Raw genomic sequence first — 20,958 nt, 5'->3', positions numbered from 1 at the left:
AACGTCGCTGAGTGCGGTTCGTGCGGCCCCCTGCGGGCAGGAGGCGCGCCTGCTGCCCACGGGGCCGCTGCGCGCGACGGACGCCGAGGTCGTACGCCCGTAGGCTGGGCGACATGGTGGATCCACGGGCCGGGACTCCGGCGCAGCCGCAGGACCTGGTCGACCTCGACGCGCTCGCCGCGGCGTACTACGACCGCACGCCCGACCCCGACGACCCGGCGCAGCAGGTGGCGTTCGGCACCAGCGGGCACCGCGGGTCGAGCCTGGACGGCGCGTTCAACGAGGCCCACATCCTGGCGATCACGCAGGCGATCGTCGAGCACCGCGCGCAGGCCGGGATCGACGGCCCGATCCTCATGGGGCGCGACACCCACGCGCTGTCGCTGCCCGCGTGGCACTCCGCCCTCGAGGTGCTGATCGGCAACGACGTCGTCACGCTCGTCGACACCGAGGACGGCTTCACGCCGACGCCGGCCGTCTCGCACGCGATCCTGCGTCTCAACGCGCTCGGTGCGCACGGCCAGGTCGACGGCATCGTGGTCACGCCGTCGCACAACCCGCCGCGCGACGGCGGGTTCAAGTACAACCCGCCCCACGGTGGTCCGGCCGGCTCCGACATCACGGGGTGGATCCAGGACCGCGCCAACGCTCTCATCCGCGACGGGCTGCGCGGTGTGAAGCGCGCGACGACCGACGAGACGCGCGACCGGGTCCAGAGCTACGACTTCCTCACCCACTACGTGAACGACCTCGGGTCGATCGTGGACCTCGAGGCGATCACGCGCGCCGGGGTGAGGATCGGTGCGGACCCGCTCGGCGGTGCCTCCGTCGCGTACTGGGGACGGATCGGCGAGGAGTACGGCCTCGACCTCACCGTCGTGAACTCCGCCGTCGACCCGCAGTGGGCGTTCATGACCCTCGACCACGACGGCAAGATCCGCATGGACTGCTCCTCGCCGTACGCGATGGCGTCGCTGGTCGAGCAGCGCGAGCGCTTCGACGTCGCGACCGGCAACGACGCGGACGCCGACCGGCACGGGATCGTCACCCCGGACGGCGGCCTGATGAACCCGAACCACTTCCTCGCCGTCGCCATCGGCTACCTCGCCGAGCACCGCGACTGGGACGCGGGGGCGGGTGTCGGCAAGACCGTCGTGTCGTCGAGCATGATCGACCGGGTCGTGGCGGACGCGGGACGCGCGCTGTACGAGGTCCCGGTCGGCTTCAAGTGGTTCGTCGACCCGCTGCTGTCCGGTTCGGCGGTGTTCGGCGGCGAGGAGAGCGCCGGCGCCTCGTTCCTCCGCAAGGACGGCTCGGTCTGGACCACGGACAAGGACGGCATCGTCCTCGCGCTGCTCGCGTCGGAGATCCAGGCGGTCACCGGCCGGAGCGCCAGCCAGCACTACGCCGGCCTGACCGCGCGCCACGGCGACCCGGCCTACGCGCGCGTCGACTCGCCGGCGACCCGGGAGGAGAAGAAGAGGCTCGGCGCGCTGGAGCCGGGCGCGATCACCGCGACGGACCTCGCGGGCGACCCGATCACCCGCGTCCTTTCCCACGCGCCGGGCAACGACGCCGCGATCGGCGGGATCAAGGTCGAGACCGAGCACGCGTGGTTCGCGGCCCGGCCGTCCGGCACCGAGGACGTCTACAAGATCTACGCGGAGTCGTTCCGGGGGCCCGAGCATCTTGCCGAGGTGCAAGATGCGGCTCGGGCTGTGGTGGGCGAGGCTCTGACGTAGAGTGCGAAAACTGCCAGGTCGGCCTCGCTGACCTGGGAGGATGCGGGGAGGAGGATGACGTGAGGCTCGGGGGACCCCGCCAGGCGGGCAGTGCAGCGTCGTGGCGCTGGAGGCGTACGGCGCCGTTGCTCGCTGCCGGCGCGCTCACGTTCACCGGTGTCTCCGCCGTCCACGCCGACGACGTCCCGAGCGCGGAGGACGTGAAGCAGGCCCAGCAGGCGGTCGTCACCAAGGCCGACCAGGTGGCGGCGATCCGGGCCCGCATCGCTGCCGCGACCGAGCGGGTCGAGACCCTCTCGGCGCAGGCGGCCGAGGCTGCGGAGAAGTACAACGGCGCCCAGTACGCGCTCACCCAGGCCGAGCAGGCCGCGAGGACGGCGAAGGGCGCCGCCGTGGCGGCGGAGCAGGCCGCGGAGGCGCAGCGCCTGGTGGTCGAGCGGCTCGCCGTCGGCGGCGTCGCCGCCCGCGCGCCGTACAACCGGCTCCGCAGCTTCTTCTCCGACGGCGGCCCGACCTCGCTCCTCGGCCAGATCGCGGCGTACGACGCGGTCGGCGACGCCAGCCGTGCCGCGCTCGCCACCTATCAGTCCAAGCAGGCGGTCGCCGTCACGCTGAAGCGTCGCGCCGACGCTGCCGTCGAGAAGCAGACGGACGCGGCGGCGGCGGCCAAGGCGGCGAAGCAGGAGACCGAGAAGGCCGTGGCGTCGGCCGCCGCCGCCCGGGCCTCGCTCGCGCGTGACCGCGACCAGCTCATCCGCGAGCTCGCCCACGCCGAAGGCATCTCCGTGACCCTCGCCCGCAAGCGGCAGAAGGCGCTGGAGAAGCTGGCGGAGGAGGCCCAGGAGCAGGCCAACCGTCCGCGCGAGGACGCCCCCTCGCTCCCGCCGGCGGAGGACGACCCGCCGGCAGCCGCGCCCGCGCCGGCCCCGGCACCCGCGCCGATGCCCGATCCGGCGCCCGACCCCGATCCCGCGCCGCAGCCCGACCCGACGCCGCCGAAGCGGCCGAAGGGCGTCGAGGCCGCGATCCGCTTCGCGCTCGCGCAGGTCGGCGAGCCGTACGTGTGGGCGGGTGCCGGCCCCGACGTCTGGGACTGCTCGGGCCTCACGATGCGGGCGTGGCAGGCCGCGGGCAAGAGCCTGCCGCACTTCAGCGGAGCCCAGTACGCGGTGTCGACGCCGATCTCGTTGTCCGACGCCAAGCGCGGTGACCTGCTGTTCTGGAGCCGGGGCGGACCGAGCTCGATCTACCACGTCGCGCTGTACCTCGGCGACGGCTGGATGGTCGAGGCCCCGCGCCCCGGCAAGAACGTGCAGGTCGTGTCGGTCTACTCCTGGACCGCGCCGGACCTCGCGGCCCGCGTGCGCTGAGGCCGTACCCGCCGACACGACGACGGCCGCCGATCCCTCGGGACCAGCGGCCGTCGTACGACGTCAGCGCGGGTGGCTCAGTGGTGCTCGCCCTGGTCGGCGACGCGCTTGAACGACGCCTCGACCTCGTCCTCGGCCTCGCGGCGGCCGACCCACTCGGCGCCCTCGACGGACTTGCCGGGCTCCAGGTCCTTGTAGACCTCGAAGAAGTGCTGGATCTCGAGCCGGTCGAACTCGGGAACGTGGCGGATGTCCTGCAGGTGCTCCTGGCGCGGGTCGTCGATCGGCACGCAGAGGACCTTGTCGTCGCCGCCGGCCTCGTCGGTCATGCGGAACATGCCGATCGCGCGGCAGCGGATCAGGCAGCCCGGGAACGTCGGCTCCGAGAGCAGCACCAGCGCGTCGAGCGGGTCGCCGTCCTGGCCGAGGGTGTCCTCGATGAACCCGTAGTCGGCGGGGTACTGGGTGGAGGTGAACAGGGTGCGGTCCAGACGGATGCGGCCGGTCTTGTGATCGACCTCGTACTTGTTGCGTACGCCCTTGGGGATCTCGACCGTGACGTCGAATTCCAGCACTGTTCCTCCATTGGTTCTCAGCGACCGGTTCGTTGCGAGGGGTCCGGGTCGGTCCGCGCCGACGCCAAAGACCTGTCTAGTCTCTCGCACATGGGCAAAGAGGCAGGACACGGGGTGAGGCACTGTGACGTACGCAACAGCGTACGCCTGCTGTGAGTGCCCGGCTGACCCTCGTCGCGACGACGGACCTGCACGGGCAGATCCGCGACGTCGACTACGGGACCGACGCCCCGTACGAGGACGCCTACGGCAACCGGATCGGCCTCGCCCGCGTCGCCTCCGTCGTCCGTGACATCCGCGCCGAAGCGCCGTACGCCCTGCTGCTCGACGCCGGCGACCTGCTCGAGGGAAGCGCGCTCGCGCACCACTTCTCCCGCCGGCTCGGTGACGCCGACGCTCCGCTCCACCCGATGGCGGCGGTGATGAACCACCTCGGGTACGACGCGGTGGCGCTCGGCAACCACGAGCTCGACTACGGGCTCCGGGCGCTGGAGCGGTTCCGCGAGCAGCTCGACGCGCCGCTGCTCGCGGGGAACGTGCGCGACGCCACCACAGGGCAGCGGGCGTTCGCAGGCTCGGTCCTCCGCGACGTCCCCGTCGCCGAGGGCGCCTCCGTCCGGGTCGGGATCGTCGGGCTGACGACTCCCACGGTGACCGCGTGGAACCGCGACGTCGCCGACCACCTCCGCTTCGACGACGTCGTGCCCGCCGCCGAACCGCTCGTGAAGGAGCTCCGGGCGGCGGGGGCCGAGGTGGTGGTCGTGGTCGTCCACTCCGGGATCGTCGAGCCGCCGACCCGCGAGAACGCCGCCGTCGCCCTGGCACGCATCGTGCCCGGCATCGACGTGGTCGTGGCGGGCCACGCCCACGTCGAGGTCGCCAAGCGCGTCGAGCGCGGACCGGACGGGCGTCGCGTCCTGCTGACCGAGCCGCTCTGCTGGGGGATGCGGGTCGCGCGCGTCGAGCTCGACCTCGCCCTCGACCGAGGCCGGTGGACCGTCGCCGCGTCGCGGTCGCGCCTCGTCGACACCGCCACCGCGCCCGAGGACCCCGAGGTCGTCGCGCTCGTGGCCGCGCAGCACGCGCTCGTCCGGGCGCGGGGCGCTGAGGTGGTCGGGCAGACCCGGGTGGTGATCGATCCCGCGCAGGCCCGCTACCGGCCGACCGACGTGCTCGCGATGGTCGCGCGGGCCCAGGCGGCGGGCGCGCGAGCACGGGTGGACGGGCGCGTCCCGCTGGTGAGCGTCGTCTCGCCGGTGAGCCGGTGCGCGCCGATCCCGGCCGGACCCGTACGCCGCCGCGACGTCGCCGCCCTCTGTCCGTTCGACAGCGGCGTCGTGGTCGTCGCGACGGACGGGCGCGGGTTGCGGGAGCACCTGGAGCACGCAGCCGCCTTCTTCCACAGGACCACCGGACCCGGGCCGTACGACCCCGACGCGCTCACCAACGCGCCCACCCCGCGCACCCCGCTCGGGACGGCGGACTTCGACTACGACGTGGCGTACGGCGTCGACGCCCCGCTCACCTACGAGATCGACCTCGCGCGACCGGTCGGGCAGCGGATCGTCAGGCTCGCGTACGACGGTCGTCCCCTGGCCGACGACCAGCCGCTGCACGTGGTGGTCAGCCGCTACCGCGCCTCGGGCGCCGCGTCGTACCCGGGCATCAGCGCGGCGCCGGTGGTGCACGAGGTCGCGGAACCGCTGCGGACGCTCGTGGAGCGCTACATCGCTGCGGGGCGCTCGTACGCCGCGGTCCCGCCGCACTGGCGCCTGGTCCACGACGGCGTCCCGGTCACGTTCGCGACGCCCGGTGAGCGCGGGAGCTAGATCCCGCAGGTCTCGCCGCGCGGTCCCCGCCAGGACAGGAGGCCCTCCTCGGTCGCCCGGTGGTGGGGACGTCCGAGCGCCTCGATCGTGACCTCGGGGACCTTCACGAACTGGGCTTCGAGGTCGCCGGGGACGCAGTCGCCGGTGGCGAGGAGCCGCGTCCACACCACCACGGACTCGCCGCTCTCGACCCGCAGCCCGTCCCGGAAGGTGAGCAGCGCGTCGGTCTCGAACCCGTCCGCGGGAACTCCCTGCGCCGTCTGGGCCGGGTCGCCCGGGACCGCCTTCACCCCGACGCCGCTGCTCGGCGGGCCGGCCAGGTGCGGCCACTGCATCTCGGTCACCGTGACGGTCACGCCCGAGGCGTTCGAGACGACGACCGGGATCCGGCAGTCGAGGCGCGAGTCGACCACGAGCTTCGGCCACACCGGGACGTTGGATGGGACCGCGCGACCCTTCAGCGAGGCGGGGTCGGCGCACGTGACGTCGGCGCCGGCGGTGACCTGCACGTCGCCGACGGCCTGGGCGGAGGCGTACATCCATCCGCCGACGGCCGCCGTGCCGAGGACTCCGGCAGCGGCGAGGAGGATCAGCGTCGTCCTGCGGGTCAGGCGGTTCACCGCGCGATGGTCGCACGGCACGGCCGCCCTTCGTGGCGGATTCCGCACAACGCCCGGATAGGCTCGCCCGCATGCGATCGCGCGCCTCCGAGGCCGGCCGTGCCTGGCCGTACGTGCTGCTCGCGGTCGTCCTCGTGATCGCCGGCGGCGGTGTCGCGGCGTACGCGCTCGGCTACCTCGACCAGTGGGTCTGCGAGAACGGGACCTGCGAGCCGCGCGAGGCCGACCCGGCCGCGATCCCCGACACCCCGGACTCGCCCGTGCTGCAGCCTGTCCTCCCGGCTGCCGAGGACGCCGGCCTCGATGCCGCCGCGGTCCAGCGCGCGATCGGACCGCTGCTCGGCCGCAAGGCGCTCGGGTCCCACGTCGGGTTCGCCGTCTCGGACCTGGCGAGCGGCGAGCAGGTCTGGTCCTCCGGCACCGGCTCGTTCGCGCCCGCGTCGACGCTCAAGCTCTTCACCTCGCTCGCCGCGATGACGTCGATCGGCTCGGAGCGCCGGTTCCGGACCACAGTCGTGCGCGACACGACCGGCACCGGGGCCGACGGCACCGCCGAGCCCGGCACCGACGCCCCGCCCGAGCCCGGCACACCGGCCGCGGAGCCGGCACGCATCGTGCTCGTCGGTGGGGGCGACCCGTACCTGACGGCCACGTCGGACGCGGCGGCGCGTGCGGCGTACCCGCGCCAGGCCTCGCTCGCCCAGCTCGCCAAGCAGACGGCCACCGCGCTGCGGGCCGACGGCGTCACCGAGGTGTCGCTCGGCTACGACTCCTCGCTCTTCACCGGACCGGCGGTCAACCCGGCGTGGGAGCCGACCTACATCACGTCGTTCGTCACCACGCCGGTGAGCGCGCTGTGGGTCGACCAGGGCGTCGACGGCTGGCGGCGCAGCGCGACCCCGGACCGCCAGGCCGCCCAGCTGTTCGCCCGGCAGCTCAAGGCCCGCGGCATCACCGTGACGGGTGTCGCGGAGGCCGCGCAGCCGGTCGAGGCAGAGCAGGTCGCCGCGGTGAGCAGCGGGACGGTCGCCCAGATCGTCCAGTCGGTGATCGAGCACAGCGACAACCAGGGTGCGGAGGTGCTCCTGCGCCACGTCGCGATCGCGGAGGGCAAGCCCGCCACCTTCGAGGGCGGTACGGCGGCGGTGCAGGAGATCCTGACCGGCCTGGGAGTGCCGTGGGAGGGCAACACCGTGTACGACGGGAGCGGGCTCGCGCGCGCCAACCGCGTCACGCTCGCGTCGATGCTCTCGGTCGTCACGACGGCGTCCGCGCTCTTCGACCGCTATCCCGTCGCCGGGTTCAACGGCTCCCTGTCCGCCCGCTTCACCGCGCCGGGGACCGAGCCCGCGCTCGGCGCGGTGCGCGCCAAGACCGGCACGCTCACCGGGGTGCACAGCCTCGCCGGCACCACGGTCACCCGCGACGGGACCCCGGTCGGGTTCGTCGTGATGACCGACCGTGTGCCGGTCCCGAAGACGCTGGACGCGCGCGCGACGCTGGACCGGATCACGGCGAGGCTGTCGGCCTGCGCCTGCGGCGGCTGACGCCGCGGACGGCCGCGCTAGCCGCCGAGGTCGAGGAGCGAGACCATCACCGGCAGGATCGTGATGATGAGGATCGCGCCGAGCACGTCGAAGGAGAACCCCGAGCGGATCATCCGGGTGATCGGCACGACGCCGGAGCCGTAGACGATCGCGTTCTGCGGCGTCGACACCGGCAGCATGAAGCCGAACGACGCCGCGAACGTCGCCGCGAGCGCCGGCACGAACGGGTTCACGTCGGCGGCCTGCGCGATCGGGATGATGATCGGCACCACGACCGCCGCCGACGCGGTGTTGCTCGTCGTCTCCGACACCAGGATCGCGAGCACGACGGCGAACGCGGTCAGCAGGAACGTGCTGGTGAGGCCCAGCCAGTCGTACGCGCCGTTGCCGATCGTCTCCGCGAGGCCGGTGTCGGCGAGCAGCGAGCCGAAGATGATGCCGGTGCCGAAGAGCACGATCGTGCCCCAGTCGATCTTCGTGGCGTCGCTCCACCGCAGCGTGAACTCGCGCTTCTCCCAGTCGGTGGGCAGCAGGAACAGCAGCGATGCACCGAGCACCGCGACGACGCCCTCGTCGAGGCGCGCCGACACGGTCTCGTACGCGCTCGACTCCGCGCCCGCGACCAGCGCCACGATGCCGGGGAGGATCCAGAGCGCGACGGTGATCGTGAAGGCGAGCAACGTGTTCTTCTCCGCGCGCGAGAACCGGCCGAGCTCCCGCTTCTCGGCGTCGACCCACTGCTCGACGCCCTCGAGCCGCTTGATCTCGGGCTTGTTCAGCAGCAGGAGGACCACCGCGAGGGCGACGAACATCAGCGCGCAGACCGGGATCGCCAGGAGCATCCAGTCGAGGAACGGGATCGTCTCGCCCGTCGCCTCCTCGATCAGGCCGCGGCCGATGAGGTTCGGGGGAGAGCCGACGGGGGTGAGGAGACCGCCGACGCTGGCGCCGTACGCCAGCATGAGCATCAGCGCCACACCCACCCGCAGCCGGAGCGGGTCGAAGTCCTGCTCGACGACACCCTGCGACTGCATGAGCTTGGCGATCACCGAGAGGATGCCGATCGCGGTGGGCAGCAGCATGGCGACCGTCGCGGTGTTGGACACGAACGCCGAGAGCAGGCAGGTGATCAGGCCGAACGCGATGATCACCCGGACCGTCGAGCGCCCGACGCCCGGCAGGTTGAGCACGAACATCGCGAACCGCTTGGCCAGCCCGTGCTTGAGCATCGCCTGGGCGAGGATGAACGCGCCGATGAACGTGAAGACGGTCGACGACCCGAACGGTGCCAGCGCGTCGTCGGCCGGGACGACGTCGAGCAGGACGATCGCCGCGATGCCGAGGAAGCCGCCGACCGGGATCGGGACCGCCTCGGTGATCCACAGGATCACGACGCCCAGGAGGACGGCGGCGAGCTTGTGCTGCGCGGCGGGCAGGTCGAACGGGATCAGCAGCATCACGACCGTCGCCAGCGGCGCCAGGACGAGGCCCGACGTGCGTCTCGCCTTCTCGAAACGCTCCTCGCGGGGCGAGAGCCGCTGCTCTCCGAGACTTCGGTACGTCGCGCTCCCGAGGAACGCCTTGTCGACGTCGGTCGGGGTGCGGCGGGGATCGCGCTCGACCGTGCTCATGGTCCCTCCCTGGGGTCGCCGTCGACGCGCAGGTCACTTCCCGGGTTACCCGCTCGGCAGGCTCGCAAACGCGACTCCGTCACCGGCGTGGAGCGCCGCGTAGGCTCGGCGGCATGACGGAGAGCTTGATCGACTGGGACTTCGCGCTCGCCACGGCCGTACGCATGACCCGCCCGGGTCCTGAGGTCGACAGTGCGGAGGCGGCCGAGGTCGTCGCCGAGCTGCGCGAGGGTGCTGCGCTGTCCGAGGGCCCCGTGCGCGAGTTCACCGGCCTCGCCGCGTCCTCCGCCTCCGCGCCGGTCCTCGTCGTCGACCGGCGCGGGTGGATCGCGGCCAACCTGGCGTCGTTCGAGGTCGTCCTCGCCCCGATGCTCGCGAAGGCGTCGAAGGCGGCGGCGGACCGGGGGCAGACCCCCGGACGGATCGGTCGCTCGGTCGGGTCGCGCGTGACGGGCGCCGAGCTCGGGGCCGCGCTCGCCTTCCTCTCGACGAAGGTGCTCGGGCAGTTCGACCCGTTCCACTCCGCGCCGGCCGCCGCGCCGGGCGGGCTGGACGTCGGCGGCCGGCTCCTGCTGGTGGCGCCGAACGTGGTCCACGTCGAGCGGGAGCTGGACGTGGAGCCGCACGACTTCCGGCTCTGGGTGTGCCTGCACGAGGAGACCCACCGGGTGCAGTTCACCGCCGTCCCGTGGATGCGGGCCCACATCCAGGGCCTGATCGACCAGCTCGTCGACGCGACCGACATGGATCCCGAGGGAGTGTCGCGCTCGCTCGGCGAGATGAGCAAGGCCGCCGGTCGCTTCGTGAAGGGCGAGAAGGTCTCGCTGATGGACGTGCTCCAGAACGACCAGCAGCGCGAGGTGGTTGCGCAGGTCACCGGCGTCATGTCGCTGCTCGAGGGCCACGCCGACGTTGTGATGGACGGCGTCGGGCCGTCGGTGATCCCGTCGGTGAAGCAGATCCGCAAGCGGTTCGACAAGCGCCGCTCCGGCGGCGGGTTCGTCGACCGCCTGATCCGCCAGGTCCTCGGCCTCGACGCCAAGATGCGCCAGTACCGCGACGGCGCCGCGTTCGTCCGCACGGTCGAGCGGAAGGTCGGGCGCGAGGGCTTCGACGCGGTGTGGGCCGCTCCCGAGAACCTCCCGTCGGCGGAGGAGATCGAGAAGCCCGATCTCTGGGTCGCCCGCGTCCACGGGTGACGGTGCTGCCGTGTCGGGCTCAGGGGGCGGTGCCGAGCCGCTCGACCCCACGGTCGCCCGCGGCCGGAGTGCCGTCACCGACGCGCTCGAGGACGTGTCGTCCGGGTCCGCGGTGGTCCTGGGGGTGTCCGGCGGAGCGGACTCCCTCGCCCTGGCGGCGCTGACCGCGTTCGTCGCACCGCGCCGCGAGATCGGGGTGCGGTGCCTCGTCGTGGACCACGGGCTCCAGGACGGCTCCGCGCAGGTCGCCGCGGCCACGGCGGAGACGCTGCGGGGCCTCGGCCTCGAGGCGGACGTGCGGCGCGTGCAGGTCGGCCGCGACGGCGGGCCCGAGGCTGCGGCGCGGTCGGCACGCCGTGCCGCGCTGGCCTCGTACGCACAGGAGCACGGCTGCGTCGCGGTCCTCCTCGCGCACACCCGCGACGACCAGGCGGAGACCGTCCTCCTCGGGCTCTCCCGCGGGTCGGGTGCCCGGTCGCTCGCCGGCATCGCGCCGCGCGACGGTCTGTGGCGGCGGCCGTTGCTCGGTCTGTCGCGCACCGACACCGAGGCGGTCTGCCGGGCCTCGGGGCTGTCGTGGTGGAGCGACCCGCACAACGACGACGACCGGTACGCCCGGGTGCGCGTCCGTCGTGACGTGCTGCCGGTCCTGGAGGAGGCACTCGGCCCGGGAGTCGCGGCGGCGCTCGCGCGGACGGCCGGGATGCTCCGCGACGACGCGGACCTTCTCGACACCCTCGCCGCGCAGTCCCGTGGGGAGCTGGCACGGCCGGACGGGGGGCTCGACGCCGCCGGGCTGGCCGCGCTTCCCCGCGCGCTGCGGACCCGCGTCCTGCGCGCCGCCGCCCTCGAGGCCGGGTGCCCCGCCGGCGACCTCACCGCCGCGCACGTCGTCGAGGTCGAACGCCTCGTCACCCGGTGGCGCGGTCAGGGCGGGCCGGCCCTGCCGGGCGGCGTCACCGTGTCGCGCACCGACGGCGCGCTGGTGTTCCGGAGGGCGAGCACGCGCGGTTGAGATCGCTGTGCGAGGCTGGATCCGTGGACGCATCGCAGATCGAGGGCGACCTCGCGCTGGACCAGACCTTCATCCCCGAGGCCGACATCCAGGCCCGGCTCCGTGAGCTCGCCGCCCAGGTGACGCGCGACTACGAGGGCGAGGACCTGCTCCTGGTGGGCGTCCTCAAGGGTGCGGTGATGGTGATGGCCGACCTCGCTCGGGCGCTCGACCGCGACGTCGAGATGGACTGGATGGCCGTCTCCTCCTACGGCTCGGGCACCACGTCCTCGGGTGTCGTGCGGATCCTCAAGGACCTCGACACCGACCTCACCGACCGGCACGTGCTGATCGTCGAGGACATCATCGACTCGGGCCTGACGCTCTCGTGGCTGACGTCCAACCTCCGCTCGCGCAAGCCGGCCTCGGTCGAGATCTGCACCCTCCTGCGCAAGCCCGAGGCGCTCAAGATGGCGGTCGACGTGAAGTACGTCGGCTTCGACATCCCCAACGCCTTCGTCGTGGGCTACGGGCTCGACTACGACGAGCGCTACCGCAACCTCCGCGACATCGCGACGCTCGCCCCGCACGTCTACGCCTCCTGACGGCCCTCGTCGCCGGGGCTCCCGCAGGGGGCCGGACGGACGAGATCGCCGATTCTGGGAACATGGGCACGGGTGCCGGACGTTGAAGCACCAGGGGACAAGACTCGCCCGGCCGAGATGGCCGAGGCGTGTACCGTCGTTTCCCGTACGCATTCCTACGCAGGAGGAGCGAGGCGCGGCCTCGGATCATGGACGTCAAACGCATCTTCAAGGGCCCGTGGCTCTGGATCATCATCAGTGTCATCGCGGTTCTCGCCCTGCTTCAGCTCGTGTCGTCCAACAACGGCTACCAAGAGGTCAAGACCGCCACGATGGTGCGGTACTTCGAGCAGGGCAAGGTCTCCGAGGCCACGTTCGTCGGCGCGGGCGAGAACGAGATCCGCGCCACGCTCGACGACGACAAGAAGGTGCGGGCCAACTGGCTCGGCAACCAGGGCAACAACCTCCGTGAGCTCGCCGACCAGAGCGTCGCCGACAAGGAGATGAAGTCGTACGACGTCCAGATCCCCAAGCCGAGCTTCCTCGGCAACCTGCTCGGGCTCCTGCTGCCGTTCGCGCTGATCTTCCTCCTCTTCATCTTCCTGATGAACTCCATGCAGGGCGGCGGCGGCCGCGTCATGCAGTTCGCCAAGTCCAAGGCCAAGCTGATCGCCAAGGACACCCCGCAGACCACCTTCGCCGACGTCGCCGGCGCCGACGAGGCGGTGGAGGAGCTCGGCGAGATCAAGGAGTTCCTCGCCGACCCGCAGAAGTTCCAGGCCGTCGGCGCCAAGATCCCCAAGGGCGTCCTCCTGTACGGCCCTCCCGGCACCGGCAAGACGCTCCTCGCGCGTGCGGTGGCCGGCGAGGCCGGCGTGCCGTTCTACTCGATCTCGGGCTCCGACTTCGTCGAGATGTTCGTCGGTGTCGGCGCGAGCCGGGTCCGCGACCTGTTCGAGCAGGCCAAGGAGAACGCCCCCGCGATCGTCTTCATCGACGAGATCGACGCGGTCGGCCGTCACCGTGGTGCCGGTCTCGGCGGCGGGCACGACGAGCGCGAGCAGACGCTCAACCAGCTGCTCGTCGAGATGGACGGCTTCGACGTGCGCGGCGGCGTGATCCTCATCGCCGCGACCAACCGCCCGGACGTGCTCGACCCGGCGCTGCTGCGCCCCGGCCGCTTCGACCGCCAGATCGCCGTCGAGGCCCCGGACCTCAAGGGCCGCCTGCAGATCCTGCAGGTGCACTCGCGCGGCAAGCCGCTCGCCGCGGACGTCGACCTGGAGTCGGTCGCGCGCCGGACCCCGGGCTTCTCGGGCGCGGACCTCGCCAACGTGCTCAACGAGGCGGCGCTGCTCACGGCCCGCTCGTCGCACAGCATGATCGACAACCGCACGCTCGACGAGGCGATCGACCGTGTCGTCGCGGGCCCGCAGAAGCGCACGCGCCTGATGAGCGAGCACGAGCGCAAGATCACCGCCTACCACGAGGGCGGCCACGCGCTCGTCGCCGCGGCCCTGCCCGGCAGCGACCCGGTGCACAAGATCACGATCCTCCCGCGCGGCCGGGCCCTCGGCTACACGATGGTGCTGCCGGACGAGGACAAGTACTCGCAGACGCGCGCCGAGATGCTCGACAAGCTGGCCTACATGCTGGGCGGCCGCGCTGCCGAGGAGCTGGTGTTCCACAACCCGACGACGGGTGCCGCCAACGACATCGAGAAGGCGACCAGCCTCGCCCGCGCGATGGTCACGCAGTACGGCATGACCGAGCGGATCGGCGCGGTGCGCCTGGGCGAGAACGGCTCCGAGCCGTTCCTCGGCCGCGACATCGGCCACTCGCGCAACTACTCCGAGGAGCTCGCCGCGATCGTCGACGAAGAGGTGACGAAGTTCATCTCCTACGCCCACCAGGAGGCGTTCGACATCCTCGCCGAGAACCGTGCCGTGCTGGACGACCTCGTGCTCGCGCTGCTCGAGCGCGAGACGCTCGACAAGGCCGAGGTCGCCCGCATCTTCGAGCCGCTCAAGCGCCGCTCGCCGCGTCCGGCCTGGACCGGGTCGGAGACCCGCAAGCCGTCGGCGCTGCCGCCGGTGATCTCGCCCAAGGAGATCAACGGCCACGAGCCCGAGCGCGACTCCGAGGAGGGCACGATCGTCCTCGCCCCGGGCCAGGGCGGCGGCGACCTGCACGGACCGGGGTCCGACCCCGCGGGCGGCACGCCGGAGCCTCCGAACCCGGGAGCGCTCTGACGTGGCAGACCTCGACGGCACCGCGCCGGCCGTGACGCTGCCGACGTTCGACACCGAGCGCGCCGAGGCGGCGGTCCGTGAGCTGCTGAGCGCGATCGGGGAGGACCCCGACCGCGACGGCCTCCGGGACACGCCGTCGCGGGTCGCCCGGGCGTACAAGGAGATCTTCGCCGGGATGCGTCGTGATCCCGCGGAGGTGCTCTCGCGCACCTTCGAGGTCGACCACGACGAGATGATCCTGGTCAAGGACATCGAGCTCTGGTCGATGTGCGAGCACCACCTCGTGCCGTTCACGGGGGTGGCGCACGTGGGCTACATCCCCGCCGCCGACGGGCGCGTCGTCGGGCTGTCCAAGCTCGCGCGCCTCGTCGACGTCTACGCCCGTCGGCCCCAGGTGCAGGAGCGTCTCACCACGCAGATCGCCGACGCGCTCACCGAGACCCTGAACCCCGCCGGCGTGATCGTCCAGATCGAGGCCGAGCACCTCTGCATGACGATGCGCGGCGTGCGCAAGCCCGGCGCGAAGACGATCACGAGCGCGGTTCGGGGGCAGCTGCGCAACCCGGCGACCCGGGCCGAGGCGATGTCGCTGATCACGGGCCGCTGATGTTCCAGCGCCGCGTGGTCCCCTCCCTGCCGGACGCGGGGCGGTGCCAGGTGATGGGCGTGGTCAACGTGACGCCCGACTCGTTCTCGGACGGGGGCCGCTGGCTCAACGCCGAGGACGCGTTCCGACGCGGCATGACGCTGGTGGAGTCCGGCGCCGACATCATCGACGTCGGCGGCGAGTCCACGCGTCCCGGCGCCCAGCGCGTCGACGCCGCCACCGAGCTGGCGAGGGTCGAGCCGGTGGTCCGCGCGCTGTCCGAGCGCGGGGTCGTCGTCTCCGTCGACACGATGCGCGCCGAGGTCGCCGAGCGCGCGGTCGCGGCCGGTGCCCGCATCATCAACGACGTCTCCGGCGGGCTCGCCGACCCCGCCATCCTCGACGTCGCCGCGAGCACGGGGGTGCCCTACGTCGTCATGCACTGGCGCGGGCACTCCGACGCGATGCAGCGCGAGGACGCGACGACGTACGCCGACCTCGTGCCGGACGTCGTCGCAGAGCTGAAGAACGCGGTCGACGCCGCGCTCGCCGCCGGCGTACGCCCCGAGCAGGTCGTCGTCGACCCCGGGATCGGGTTCTCCAAGCGCGGCGACCAGAACTGGACCGTGCTGGCCCACCTCGCCGCCTTCGCCGAGCTCGGCTACCCGCTGCTCGTCGCCGCCAGCCGCAAGCGGTTCCTCGGCGAGCTGCTCGCCGACGACGACGGCAGCCTGCGCGACCCGCTGCAGCGGGAGGCCGCCACGCTCGCGATCACCGCGCTGTCGGCCGCCGCCGGCGCCTGGGGGATCCGCGTCCACGAGGTCCCGGACAACGCCGACGCGGTCCGCGTCGCCGAGCGGTGGCGCCGTGGCTGACATCGACCCCGTGCTGCGCACCCACCAGGCGTTCTACGACGCGATCGAGCACGGCGACCTGGACCTCATGACGTCGCTGTGGCTGCCCGGCGACGACACCGTGTGCGTCCACCCCGGGTCGGAGCCGATCCTCGGCACGCCCACGATCGTGCGGTCGTTCGCGATGCTGATGGCCAACGTCGGCTACATCCAGTTCATCCTCACCGACGTCGAGGTCGTCCGGCGCGGCGGCGTCGCGATCGTGTCGTGCACCGAGAACGTCCTGTCGGAGGCAGCGGGCGAGGAGCCGACCGTGTTCGCCGGAGGACGCGGTGTCGCGACCGACGTGCTGGTCGAGACCGCCGTCGGGTGGAAGCTGTGGTCCCACCACTCGGGACCCCTGATGGAGGGATGAGCGTGCCGACCGACCTGGACCGGATCACCGTCACGGGGATCGAGGCGTACGGCTACCACGGGGTGCTGCCGCACGAGCGCGAGCGCGGGCAGCGCTTCGTCGTCGACGTCGTCCTCGGCCTGGACCTGGGTCCCGCAGCCGAGACTGGGGACTTAGATGCGTCGGTTCATTACGGTACGTTGTCGGAGAGGGTCGCGGACGCCGTGGCGTCGGACCCCGTGGACCTGATCGAGACGCTCGCCCTCCGGATCCTCCGGATCTGCTTCGGCTTCGAGCCGGTGCAGTGGGCGAGCGTCACGGTTCACAAGCCCGATGCACCGATAGCGGTGACGTTCTCGGACGTCGCCGTGACGATAGAGCGGAGCCGTACGTGACCGAGACGCCCAACCCGCACATGCCCGACGCGGACACGATGACCGGGGGCATGCGCCCGATCCGGCAGGCCGTGATCGCCATCGGGTCAAACCTCGGGGAGCGCCTCAACAACGTCCAGGGCGCCGTCGCCGCGCTCGCGGACACGCCGGAGGTCACCGTGGTGTCGGTGTCGTCGGTGTACGAGACGGTCCCGGTCGGCGCGCCCGAGGGGTCGCGCGACTTCCTCAACCTGGCTGTGCTCATCGACACGACCCTGACCGTGCACACGCTGCTCGACCGCTGCCTCGCGATCGAGGACGCGTTCGGCCGTGAGCGCGGCGAGAAGAACGCGCCCCGCACGCTCGACGTCGACCTCATCGTCGTCGGCAACCGCGTTGCGCAGGACGACCGTCTGACGCTCCCGCACCCGCGGGCGCACGAGCGGGCGTTCGTGCTCATCCCGTGGCTCGAGCTCGACCTCGAGGGCGAGATCCCCGGCAAGGGTTACGTCGTCGACCTCGCGCAGGGCCTCGACACGTCCGGGGTCAAGCGGCGCGAGGACCTCGAGATCCTCCTCTGACGTCGATGGCACGCCGCCCGCTGCGCCGGTCGTCGGCCGTCCAGCTCGCCGTCCTCGGGGTCGTCGGCCTCGCGGTCGGGCGTGCTGTGCGGCCGTTCCTCGAGTGGCGTGACGCCCTCGTCCCGACCGTGTCGTGGGTCGCGGCGGGAACCATGCTGTTCCTCGCTGGCATCCTGACGTTCCTCGCGTGGACGACCTTCCAGTCGCTGCACCGCGAGCACCGCACGATGCACGCGGCGCGCGCCCTGCGACTGCTCGCGCTCGCCAAGGCGTCGGCGATCGTGACCGCGCTGATCGCCGGCTACTACGTCGGTTTCGCGCTGTCGTTCGCCGGCGACATGGAGCTCGCGCTGCCCCGCGAACGCGTCATCAGGTCGGCTGCCGCGGCGGTCGCCGCCCTGCTCGCGCTGGGTGCTGCGCTCGCCCTCGAGCGCGCCTGCGAGGTGCCGAACGACGACGACGACAACGACGCTCCGGCGAAGGCCTGAGGCAGCCGAAAAGCGGCAGGTGTCGGTCTCCGGAGACGGCGGAGCCGTAGCGTACTGTTCTGCCCATGTCGAATGATCGCCGCCGTCAGCGCTCCACGCGCATCCTCGCCGCCAGCCTCTTGCTGGCGGCTTCTGCTGTGTTCGTCGTCATCGCCGTGGTGGCTGCATCGCAGGGGGTGCTGGTCGCGGCGGCGATCACCGCGGTGGTCGTCGGGGCGGCGGCGGCGCGGATCGTCGCCGACGAGGTGATGGCGACCCGCCGCGAGTGGTACAAGGACCGTGCCGAGCAGGCCCAGGCCTACCGCGACATGACCGTCGACCGGACCCGGGAGAACATGGAGTTCGTCGAGGCGGTCAACGAGACGCTCTCGATCACGACCAAGCGCATCACCGAGCTCAACGGCACCCTCCGTCTCGCCGAGGCCCGCGCCGAGGAGACCGACGCGCAGCGCAAGCTGCTGCAGCGCGAGGTCGAGGCGCTGCGGGGCGAGCTCGAGGAGCCGGCTCCCTCCACGATGACGCTGTGGGACGGTGCCGACGTGCCGACCATCGTCGACCTGCTGAGCTGGGAGGCGACGGCCGCCGCGCGTGCGCAGGCGGCCGAGGAGGCTGCGGAGGAGGCGGCCGCCGAGGCGGAGGACGCCGACGAGGAGTCGCTGCCAGAGGCCAAGGAGGCCTGACTCAGGCCGGTGCGGTCACCCGCACCGACCGGCGCAGTGCCGCGTGCAGCGACTCGGGCGTGAGCACGCCGAGCAGGCGGCCGTCGTCGTCGAGCACCGCCACCCAGCCCGCGTCGTAGCGCAGCATCACGGCCCAGGCGTCCTTGAGCGTCGCGGTGCGGTGCAGCGACGCCTCCATCGGCCGAACCCGCAGGGTGCTCGCGCTCGCGAGGTGCTCCGCCGGGGCCCAGCCGACCAGGCGGTCCGCGTCGTCGACGACGATCGCGGACGAGGTCCCGGCCGCCTCGGCGACCCGGCGCGCGTCCTCCACGGACGCGTCCTCGCGCACCGTGGGAGCCTCCTCGAGGTCCTCGACCTCGATCGGTGTGACCGCGAGCCGGCGCAGCCCTCGGTCCGCGCCGACGAACTCGGCGACGAAGTCGTCAGCGGGGGAGCCGAGGACCGCGGCGGGGGAGTCGTACTGGCGCAGGTCGCCGCCGTTGGCGAGGACGGCCACCCGGTCGCCCAGGCGCACCGCCTCGTCGATGTCGTGGGTGACGAAGAGGACCGTCTTGCCGAGCTCGTGCTGCAGGCGCAGGAACTCGTCCTGGAGGCGCTCGCGGACGATCGGGTCCACCGCACCGAACGGCTCGTCCATCAGGAGCACCGGGGGGTCCGCCGCGAGAGCGCGCGCCACGCCGACGCGCTGACGCTGGCCTCCGGACAGCTGGTGCGGGTAGCGGGTCGCGTACGTCGCGGGCTCGAGCCCGACGAGCTCGAGCAGCTCGTCGGCGCGCGACCGTGCTCTCTTGCGGTCCCAGTGCAGCAGCGTCGGGACGGTCGCGACGTTCTCGCGGATCGTCTGGTGCGGGAAGAGCCCCACCTGCTGGATCACGTAGCCGATGCCCCGCCTCAGGACCACCGGGTCGGCCTTCATCACGTCGTCGCCGTCGAGCAGGATGCGGCCCGAGGTCGGCTCGATCAGCCGGTTGACCATCTTGAGCGTGGTCGACTTGCCGCATCCCGACGGCCCGACCAGGGCCACCAGGGCTCCTCGCGGGACGGTGAGGGAGAGGTCGCGCACGGCGACGGACCCGTCGGCGTACCGCTTGCCGACACCCTCCAGCACGATCATCGCGTCCTCGGTAGGTTGCATGTCGTGAGCCTAGCCGCCGGTACGACCTCGTACGCGGCCCTCGGCGCGGCCGATCTCGGCTCGGTCAGCGCGGCGGACGCCCCGTGCTACTCCCGCTCGGTCAACGCGTGGGTGTGCCCGGAGTACGTGAGCCGCTACGCCCCCGAGCTCTGGGACGCCACGGTGCAGCACATCCTGCTGACCGTGGCCTCGGTGGTGCTGGGGCTGGTGCTGGCGGTCGCCCTGGCGCTGCTGGCGCGCAACCGTCCGCGGGCGCGCTCGTTCCTGCTCGGCAGCACGACCCTGGTCTACACGATCCCGTCCCTCGCGATGTTCTCGATCCTCGCCCAGGCGACCGGGCTGAGCCCGACGACGGTGGTCATCGGCCTCGCGCTCTACTCGCTGTCGATCCTGGTCCGCAACGTGCTCGCGGGCCTGGACGGTGTGCCCGACGAGGTCGTCGAGGCGGCGACCGGTCTCGGCTACGGTCGGCTGCGGCTCCTGACGCGGGTCGAGGCTCCGCTGGCGCTGCCCGTCGTGATGGCGGGGCTGCGGGTCGCCACCGTCTCGACCGTCGCCCTGGTCACGCTCGGCACGATCGTGGCGTATGGCGGGCTCGGCAACATGCTGGCGAACGGCATCGACGACAGCTTCAAGGCCCAGGTGCTGACGACGAGCGTGCTGTGCGTGCTGCTCGCCGTCGTGCTCGACCTCCTGATCGTCGGCTTCACCCGCCTGGTGACGCCGTGGACGAGGGGGGCGGCGGCATGAACGAGCTGGGTGGCGCGATCGAGTTCCTCCTCGACCCCGACAGCTGGACCGGTCCGGACGGGCTGTGGACCCAGCTCACCGAGCAGGTGCTGCTCACGGTGACGGCGCTGCTGCTCGTCCTGGTGGTCGGCCTCCCGCTGGGGCTGTGGCTAGGACACCGGGGCAAGGGCGGCACCTTCGCGATCAACGTGTCGAACGTCGGCCGTGCGATCCCCGTCTTCGCCGTGCTCGGCCTGCTCTCGCTGGGCCCGGTCGGCACCGGCACCTTCGGGCCGTACGGGCGCGCCGGCCTGGCCACGCTGATCGCGCTCGTGCTGTTCGGGCTGCCGCCGGTGATCACCAACGCGTACGTCGGGGTTCGCGAGGTCGACCCGGAGATCGTGGAGGCTGCGCGGGGGACCGGGATGAGCGAGTGGCAGGTGTTCCGCCGTGTCGAGCTGCCGCTCGCGTCGCGACTGGTCGCCAACGGCGTACGGCTCGCCCTCGTGCAGCTCTGGGCGACGGCCACGATCGCCGCGCTCGTGGCCGGCCCGGGGCTCGGCAACACGATCACCTACGGCTTCAGCAACAGCTCCTACCAGTACGTCATCGGCGGCGCGATCCTCGTCGCCGCGGGCGCCCTGGTGCTCGAGGGCCTGGCCGCGCTCGTCGAACGGCGTGTCGACCCGATGCGCCGTGTCACCGGCAGCCGACATGATGGTCTGGTCCAGACACCGCAGATCACAGCACCATCGACAGACAGCGCGGCCACCGGGTCGTGACGGAAGGAAGCC

The 20,958-nt window shown here is 72.4% G+C and carries 21 protein-coding genes; 17 read left to right on the top strand and 4 right to left on the bottom strand.

Features of this window, described 5'->3' with window-relative positions:
• Positions 1 to 113: 113 nt before the first annotated feature.
• Both pgm and ACQSSQ_RS13885 read left to right on the top strand, forming a co-directional pair.
• Positions 114 to 1,742, top strand: a complete 1,629-nt coding sequence (gene pgm, locus ACQSSQ_RS13890) for a phosphoglucomutase (alpha-D-glucose-1,6-bisphosphate-dependent) (protein ID WP_431327665.1) — start codon at positions 114 to 116, stop codon at positions 1,740 to 1,742.
• Between the two features lie 59 nt (positions 1,743 to 1,801).
• Complete coding sequence (locus ACQSSQ_RS13885) at positions 1,802 to 3,112, top strand: C40 family peptidase (RefSeq protein WP_431327664.1); 1,311 nt, start codon at positions 1,802 to 1,804, stop codon at positions 3,110 to 3,112.
• A gap of 77 nt (positions 3,113 to 3,189) precedes the next feature.
• Here the strand turns inward: ACQSSQ_RS13885 and ACQSSQ_RS13880 are convergent, their stop codons facing one another.
• The gene (locus ACQSSQ_RS13880; RefSeq protein WP_431328005.1) at positions 3,190 to 3,684 is read right to left on the bottom strand and encodes an inorganic diphosphatase; all 495 of its coding nucleotides are present in this window, start codon (positions 3,682 to 3,684) and stop codon (positions 3,190 to 3,192) included.
• 155 nt (positions 3,685 to 3,839) lie between these two features.
• On the opposite strand from ACQSSQ_RS13880, the gene ACQSSQ_RS13875 reads away from it, so the two are divergent.
• A complete protein-coding gene (locus ACQSSQ_RS13875) occupies positions 3,840 to 5,516 on the top strand; it encodes a bifunctional metallophosphatase/5'-nucleotidase (protein ID WP_431327663.1) in 1,677 nt (558 codons plus the stop codon).
• Here ACQSSQ_RS13875 and ACQSSQ_RS13870 read toward each other — a convergent pair.
• On the bottom strand, positions 5,513 to 6,136 hold the full coding sequence (locus ACQSSQ_RS13870) for a hypothetical protein (protein ID WP_431327662.1): 624 nt from the start codon (positions 6,134 to 6,136) through the stop codon (positions 5,513 to 5,515). The genes ACQSSQ_RS13875 and ACQSSQ_RS13870 overlap by 4 nt on opposite strands.
• Before the next feature lie 71 nt (positions 6,137 to 6,207).
• On the opposite strand from ACQSSQ_RS13870, the gene dacB reads away from it, so the two are divergent.
• On the top strand, positions 6,208 to 7,683 hold the full coding sequence (gene dacB, locus ACQSSQ_RS13865) for a D-alanyl-D-alanine carboxypeptidase/D-alanyl-D-alanine endopeptidase (protein WP_431327661.1): 1,476 nt from the start codon (positions 6,208 to 6,210) through the stop codon (positions 7,681 to 7,683).
• 17 nt (positions 7,684 to 7,700) lie between these two features.
• On the opposite strand, the gene ACQSSQ_RS13860 is transcribed toward dacB, so the two are convergent.
• The gene (locus tag ACQSSQ_RS13860) at positions 7,701 to 9,314 is read right to left on the bottom strand and encodes an SLC13 family permease (protein WP_431327660.1); all 1,614 of its coding nucleotides are present in this window, start codon (positions 9,312 to 9,314) and stop codon (positions 7,701 to 7,703) included.
• Between the two features lie 113 nt (positions 9,315 to 9,427).
• Between ACQSSQ_RS13860 and ACQSSQ_RS13855 the strand changes: the two genes are divergently transcribed.
• The 11 genes from ACQSSQ_RS13855 (at position 9,428) to ACQSSQ_RS13805 (ending at position 18,300) form a co-directional block, all read left to right on the top strand.
• Positions 9,428 to 10,513 carry a zinc-dependent metalloprotease gene (locus ACQSSQ_RS13855; protein ID WP_431327659.1) on the top strand — a complete coding sequence of 362 codons (1,086 nt, stop codon included), beginning with the start codon at positions 9,428 to 9,430 and terminating at the stop codon, positions 10,511 to 10,513.
• A gap of 10 nt (positions 10,514 to 10,523) precedes the next feature.
• Positions 10,524 to 11,528, top strand: a complete 1,005-nt coding sequence (gene tilS / locus ACQSSQ_RS13850; protein ID WP_431327658.1) for a tRNA lysidine(34) synthetase TilS — start codon at positions 10,524 to 10,526, stop codon at positions 11,526 to 11,528.
• Between the two features lie 23 nt (positions 11,529 to 11,551).
• Entirely contained in the window at positions 11,552 to 12,112 is a 561-nt protein-coding gene (gene hpt / locus ACQSSQ_RS13845; RefSeq protein WP_431327657.1) for a hypoxanthine phosphoribosyltransferase, read from the top strand.
• A gap of 188 nt (positions 12,113 to 12,300) precedes the next feature.
• On the top strand, positions 12,301 to 14,343 hold the full coding sequence (ftsH, locus tag ACQSSQ_RS13840) for an ATP-dependent zinc metalloprotease FtsH (protein WP_431327656.1): 2,043 nt from the start codon (positions 12,301 to 12,303) through the stop codon (positions 14,341 to 14,343).
• A gap of 1 nt (position 14,344) precedes the next feature.
• Positions 14,345 to 14,950: a GTP cyclohydrolase I FolE gene (folE, locus tag ACQSSQ_RS13835; RefSeq protein WP_431327655.1), complete on the top strand. Its 606-nt coding sequence runs from the start codon at positions 14,345 to 14,347 to the stop codon at positions 14,948 to 14,950.
• Entirely contained in the window at positions 14,950 to 15,804 is an 855-nt protein-coding gene (gene folP, locus ACQSSQ_RS13830) for a dihydropteroate synthase (RefSeq protein ID WP_431327654.1), read from the top strand. Before folE ends, folP begins: the two co-directional genes overlap by 1 nt.
• Positions 15,797 to 16,198 carry a nuclear transport factor 2 family protein gene (locus tag ACQSSQ_RS13825; RefSeq protein ID WP_431327653.1) on the top strand — a complete coding sequence of 134 codons (402 nt, stop codon included), beginning with the start codon at positions 15,797 to 15,799 and terminating at the stop codon, positions 16,196 to 16,198. Before folP ends, ACQSSQ_RS13825 begins: the two co-directional genes overlap by 8 nt.
• Positions 16,195 to 16,572 (top strand): dihydroneopterin aldolase, encoded by a 378-nt coding sequence (gene folB / locus ACQSSQ_RS13820; RefSeq protein ID WP_431327652.1) that lies wholly within the window; start codon positions 16,195 to 16,197, stop codon positions 16,570 to 16,572. Before ACQSSQ_RS13825 ends, folB begins: the two co-directional genes overlap by 4 nt.
• The gene (gene folK, locus ACQSSQ_RS13815; RefSeq protein ID WP_431327651.1) at positions 16,569 to 17,132 is read left to right on the top strand and encodes a 2-amino-4-hydroxy-6-hydroxymethyldihydropteridine diphosphokinase; all 564 of its coding nucleotides are present in this window, start codon (positions 16,569 to 16,571) and stop codon (positions 17,130 to 17,132) included. The genes folB and folK overlap by 4 nt, the downstream gene beginning before the upstream one ends.
• A gap of 5 nt (positions 17,133 to 17,137) precedes the next feature.
• Positions 17,138 to 17,620 carry a DUF3180 family protein gene (locus ACQSSQ_RS13810; RefSeq protein WP_431327650.1) on the top strand — a complete coding sequence of 161 codons (483 nt, stop codon included), beginning with the start codon at positions 17,138 to 17,140 and terminating at the stop codon, positions 17,618 to 17,620.
• Between the two features lie 65 nt (positions 17,621 to 17,685).
• The gene (locus ACQSSQ_RS13805; protein WP_431327649.1) at positions 17,686 to 18,300 is read left to right on the top strand and encodes a hypothetical protein; all 615 of its coding nucleotides are present in this window, start codon (positions 17,686 to 17,688) and stop codon (positions 18,298 to 18,300) included.
• Position 18,301: 1 nt separating this feature from the next.
• Here ACQSSQ_RS13805 and ACQSSQ_RS13800 read toward each other — a convergent pair whose 3' ends face one another.
• The gene (locus ACQSSQ_RS13800) at positions 18,302 to 19,435 is read right to left on the bottom strand and encodes a betaine/proline/choline family ABC transporter ATP-binding protein (RefSeq protein WP_431327648.1); all 1,134 of its coding nucleotides are present in this window, start codon (positions 19,433 to 19,435) and stop codon (positions 18,302 to 18,304) included.
• 3 nt (positions 19,436 to 19,438) lie between these two features.
• Between ACQSSQ_RS13800 and ACQSSQ_RS13795 the strand changes: the two genes are divergently transcribed.
• Together ACQSSQ_RS13795 and ACQSSQ_RS13790 are read left to right on the top strand one after the other, a co-directional pair.
• Positions 19,439 to 20,185 carry an ABC transporter permease gene (locus ACQSSQ_RS13795; RefSeq protein ID WP_431327647.1) on the top strand — a complete coding sequence of 249 codons (747 nt, stop codon included), beginning with the start codon at positions 19,439 to 19,441 and terminating at the stop codon, positions 20,183 to 20,185.
• Positions 20,182 to 20,946 carry an ABC transporter permease gene (locus tag ACQSSQ_RS13790; protein WP_431327646.1) on the top strand — a complete coding sequence of 255 codons (765 nt, stop codon included), beginning with the start codon at positions 20,182 to 20,184 and terminating at the stop codon, positions 20,944 to 20,946. The genes ACQSSQ_RS13795 and ACQSSQ_RS13790 overlap by 4 nt, the downstream gene beginning before the upstream one ends.
• Positions 20,947 to 20,958 lie beyond the last annotated feature (12 nt).

Source organism: Mumia spirodelae (genome assembly GCF_050632745.1).
Taxonomy (GTDB): domain Bacteria; phylum Actinomycetota; class Actinomycetes; order Propionibacteriales; family Nocardioidaceae; genus Mumia.
Note: the sequence above shows the minus strand (reverse complement) of the source record. Positions and strands in the feature narration are given on the sequence as shown.

What these genes read in the sequence shown, in the direction of transcription:
- pgm (WP_431327665.1), top strand. Translation starts at nt 114, where the DNA reads ATGGTGGATCCACGGGCCGGGACTCCGGCGCAGCCGCAGGACCTGGTC.
- dacB (WP_431327661.1), top strand. Translation starts at nt 6,208, where the DNA reads ATGCGATCGCGCGCCTCCGAGGCCGGCCGTGCCTGGCCGTACGTGCTG.
- ACQSSQ_RS13860 (WP_431327660.1), bottom strand. Translation starts at nt 9,314, where the DNA reads ATGAGCACGGTCGAGCGCGATCCCCGCCGCACCCCGACCGACGTCGAC.
- ACQSSQ_RS13855 (WP_431327659.1), top strand. Translation starts at nt 9,428, where the DNA reads ATGACGGAGAGCTTGATCGACTGGGACTTCGCGCTCGCCACGGCCGTA.
- ftsH (WP_431327656.1), top strand. Translation starts at nt 12,301, where the DNA reads ATGGACGTCAAACGCATCTTCAAGGGCCCGTGGCTCTGGATCATCATC.
- folP (WP_431327654.1), top strand. Translation starts at nt 14,950, where the DNA reads ATGTTCCAGCGCCGCGTGGTCCCCTCCCTGCCGGACGCGGGGCGGTGC.
- folB (WP_431327652.1), top strand. Translation starts at nt 16,195, where the DNA reads ATGAGCGTGCCGACCGACCTGGACCGGATCACCGTCACGGGGATCGAG.
- ACQSSQ_RS13810 (WP_431327650.1), top strand. Translation starts at nt 17,138, where the DNA reads ATGGCACGCCGCCCGCTGCGCCGGTCGTCGGCCGTCCAGCTCGCCGTC.
- ACQSSQ_RS13805 (WP_431327649.1), top strand. Translation starts at nt 17,686, where the DNA reads ATGTCGAATGATCGCCGCCGTCAGCGCTCCACGCGCATCCTCGCCGCC.
- ACQSSQ_RS13800 (WP_431327648.1), bottom strand. Translation starts at nt 19,435, where the DNA reads ATGCAACCTACCGAGGACGCGATGATCGTGCTGGAGGGTGTCGGCAAG.
- ACQSSQ_RS13790 (WP_431327646.1), top strand. Translation starts at nt 20,182, where the DNA reads ATGAACGAGCTGGGTGGCGCGATCGAGTTCCTCCTCGACCCCGACAGC.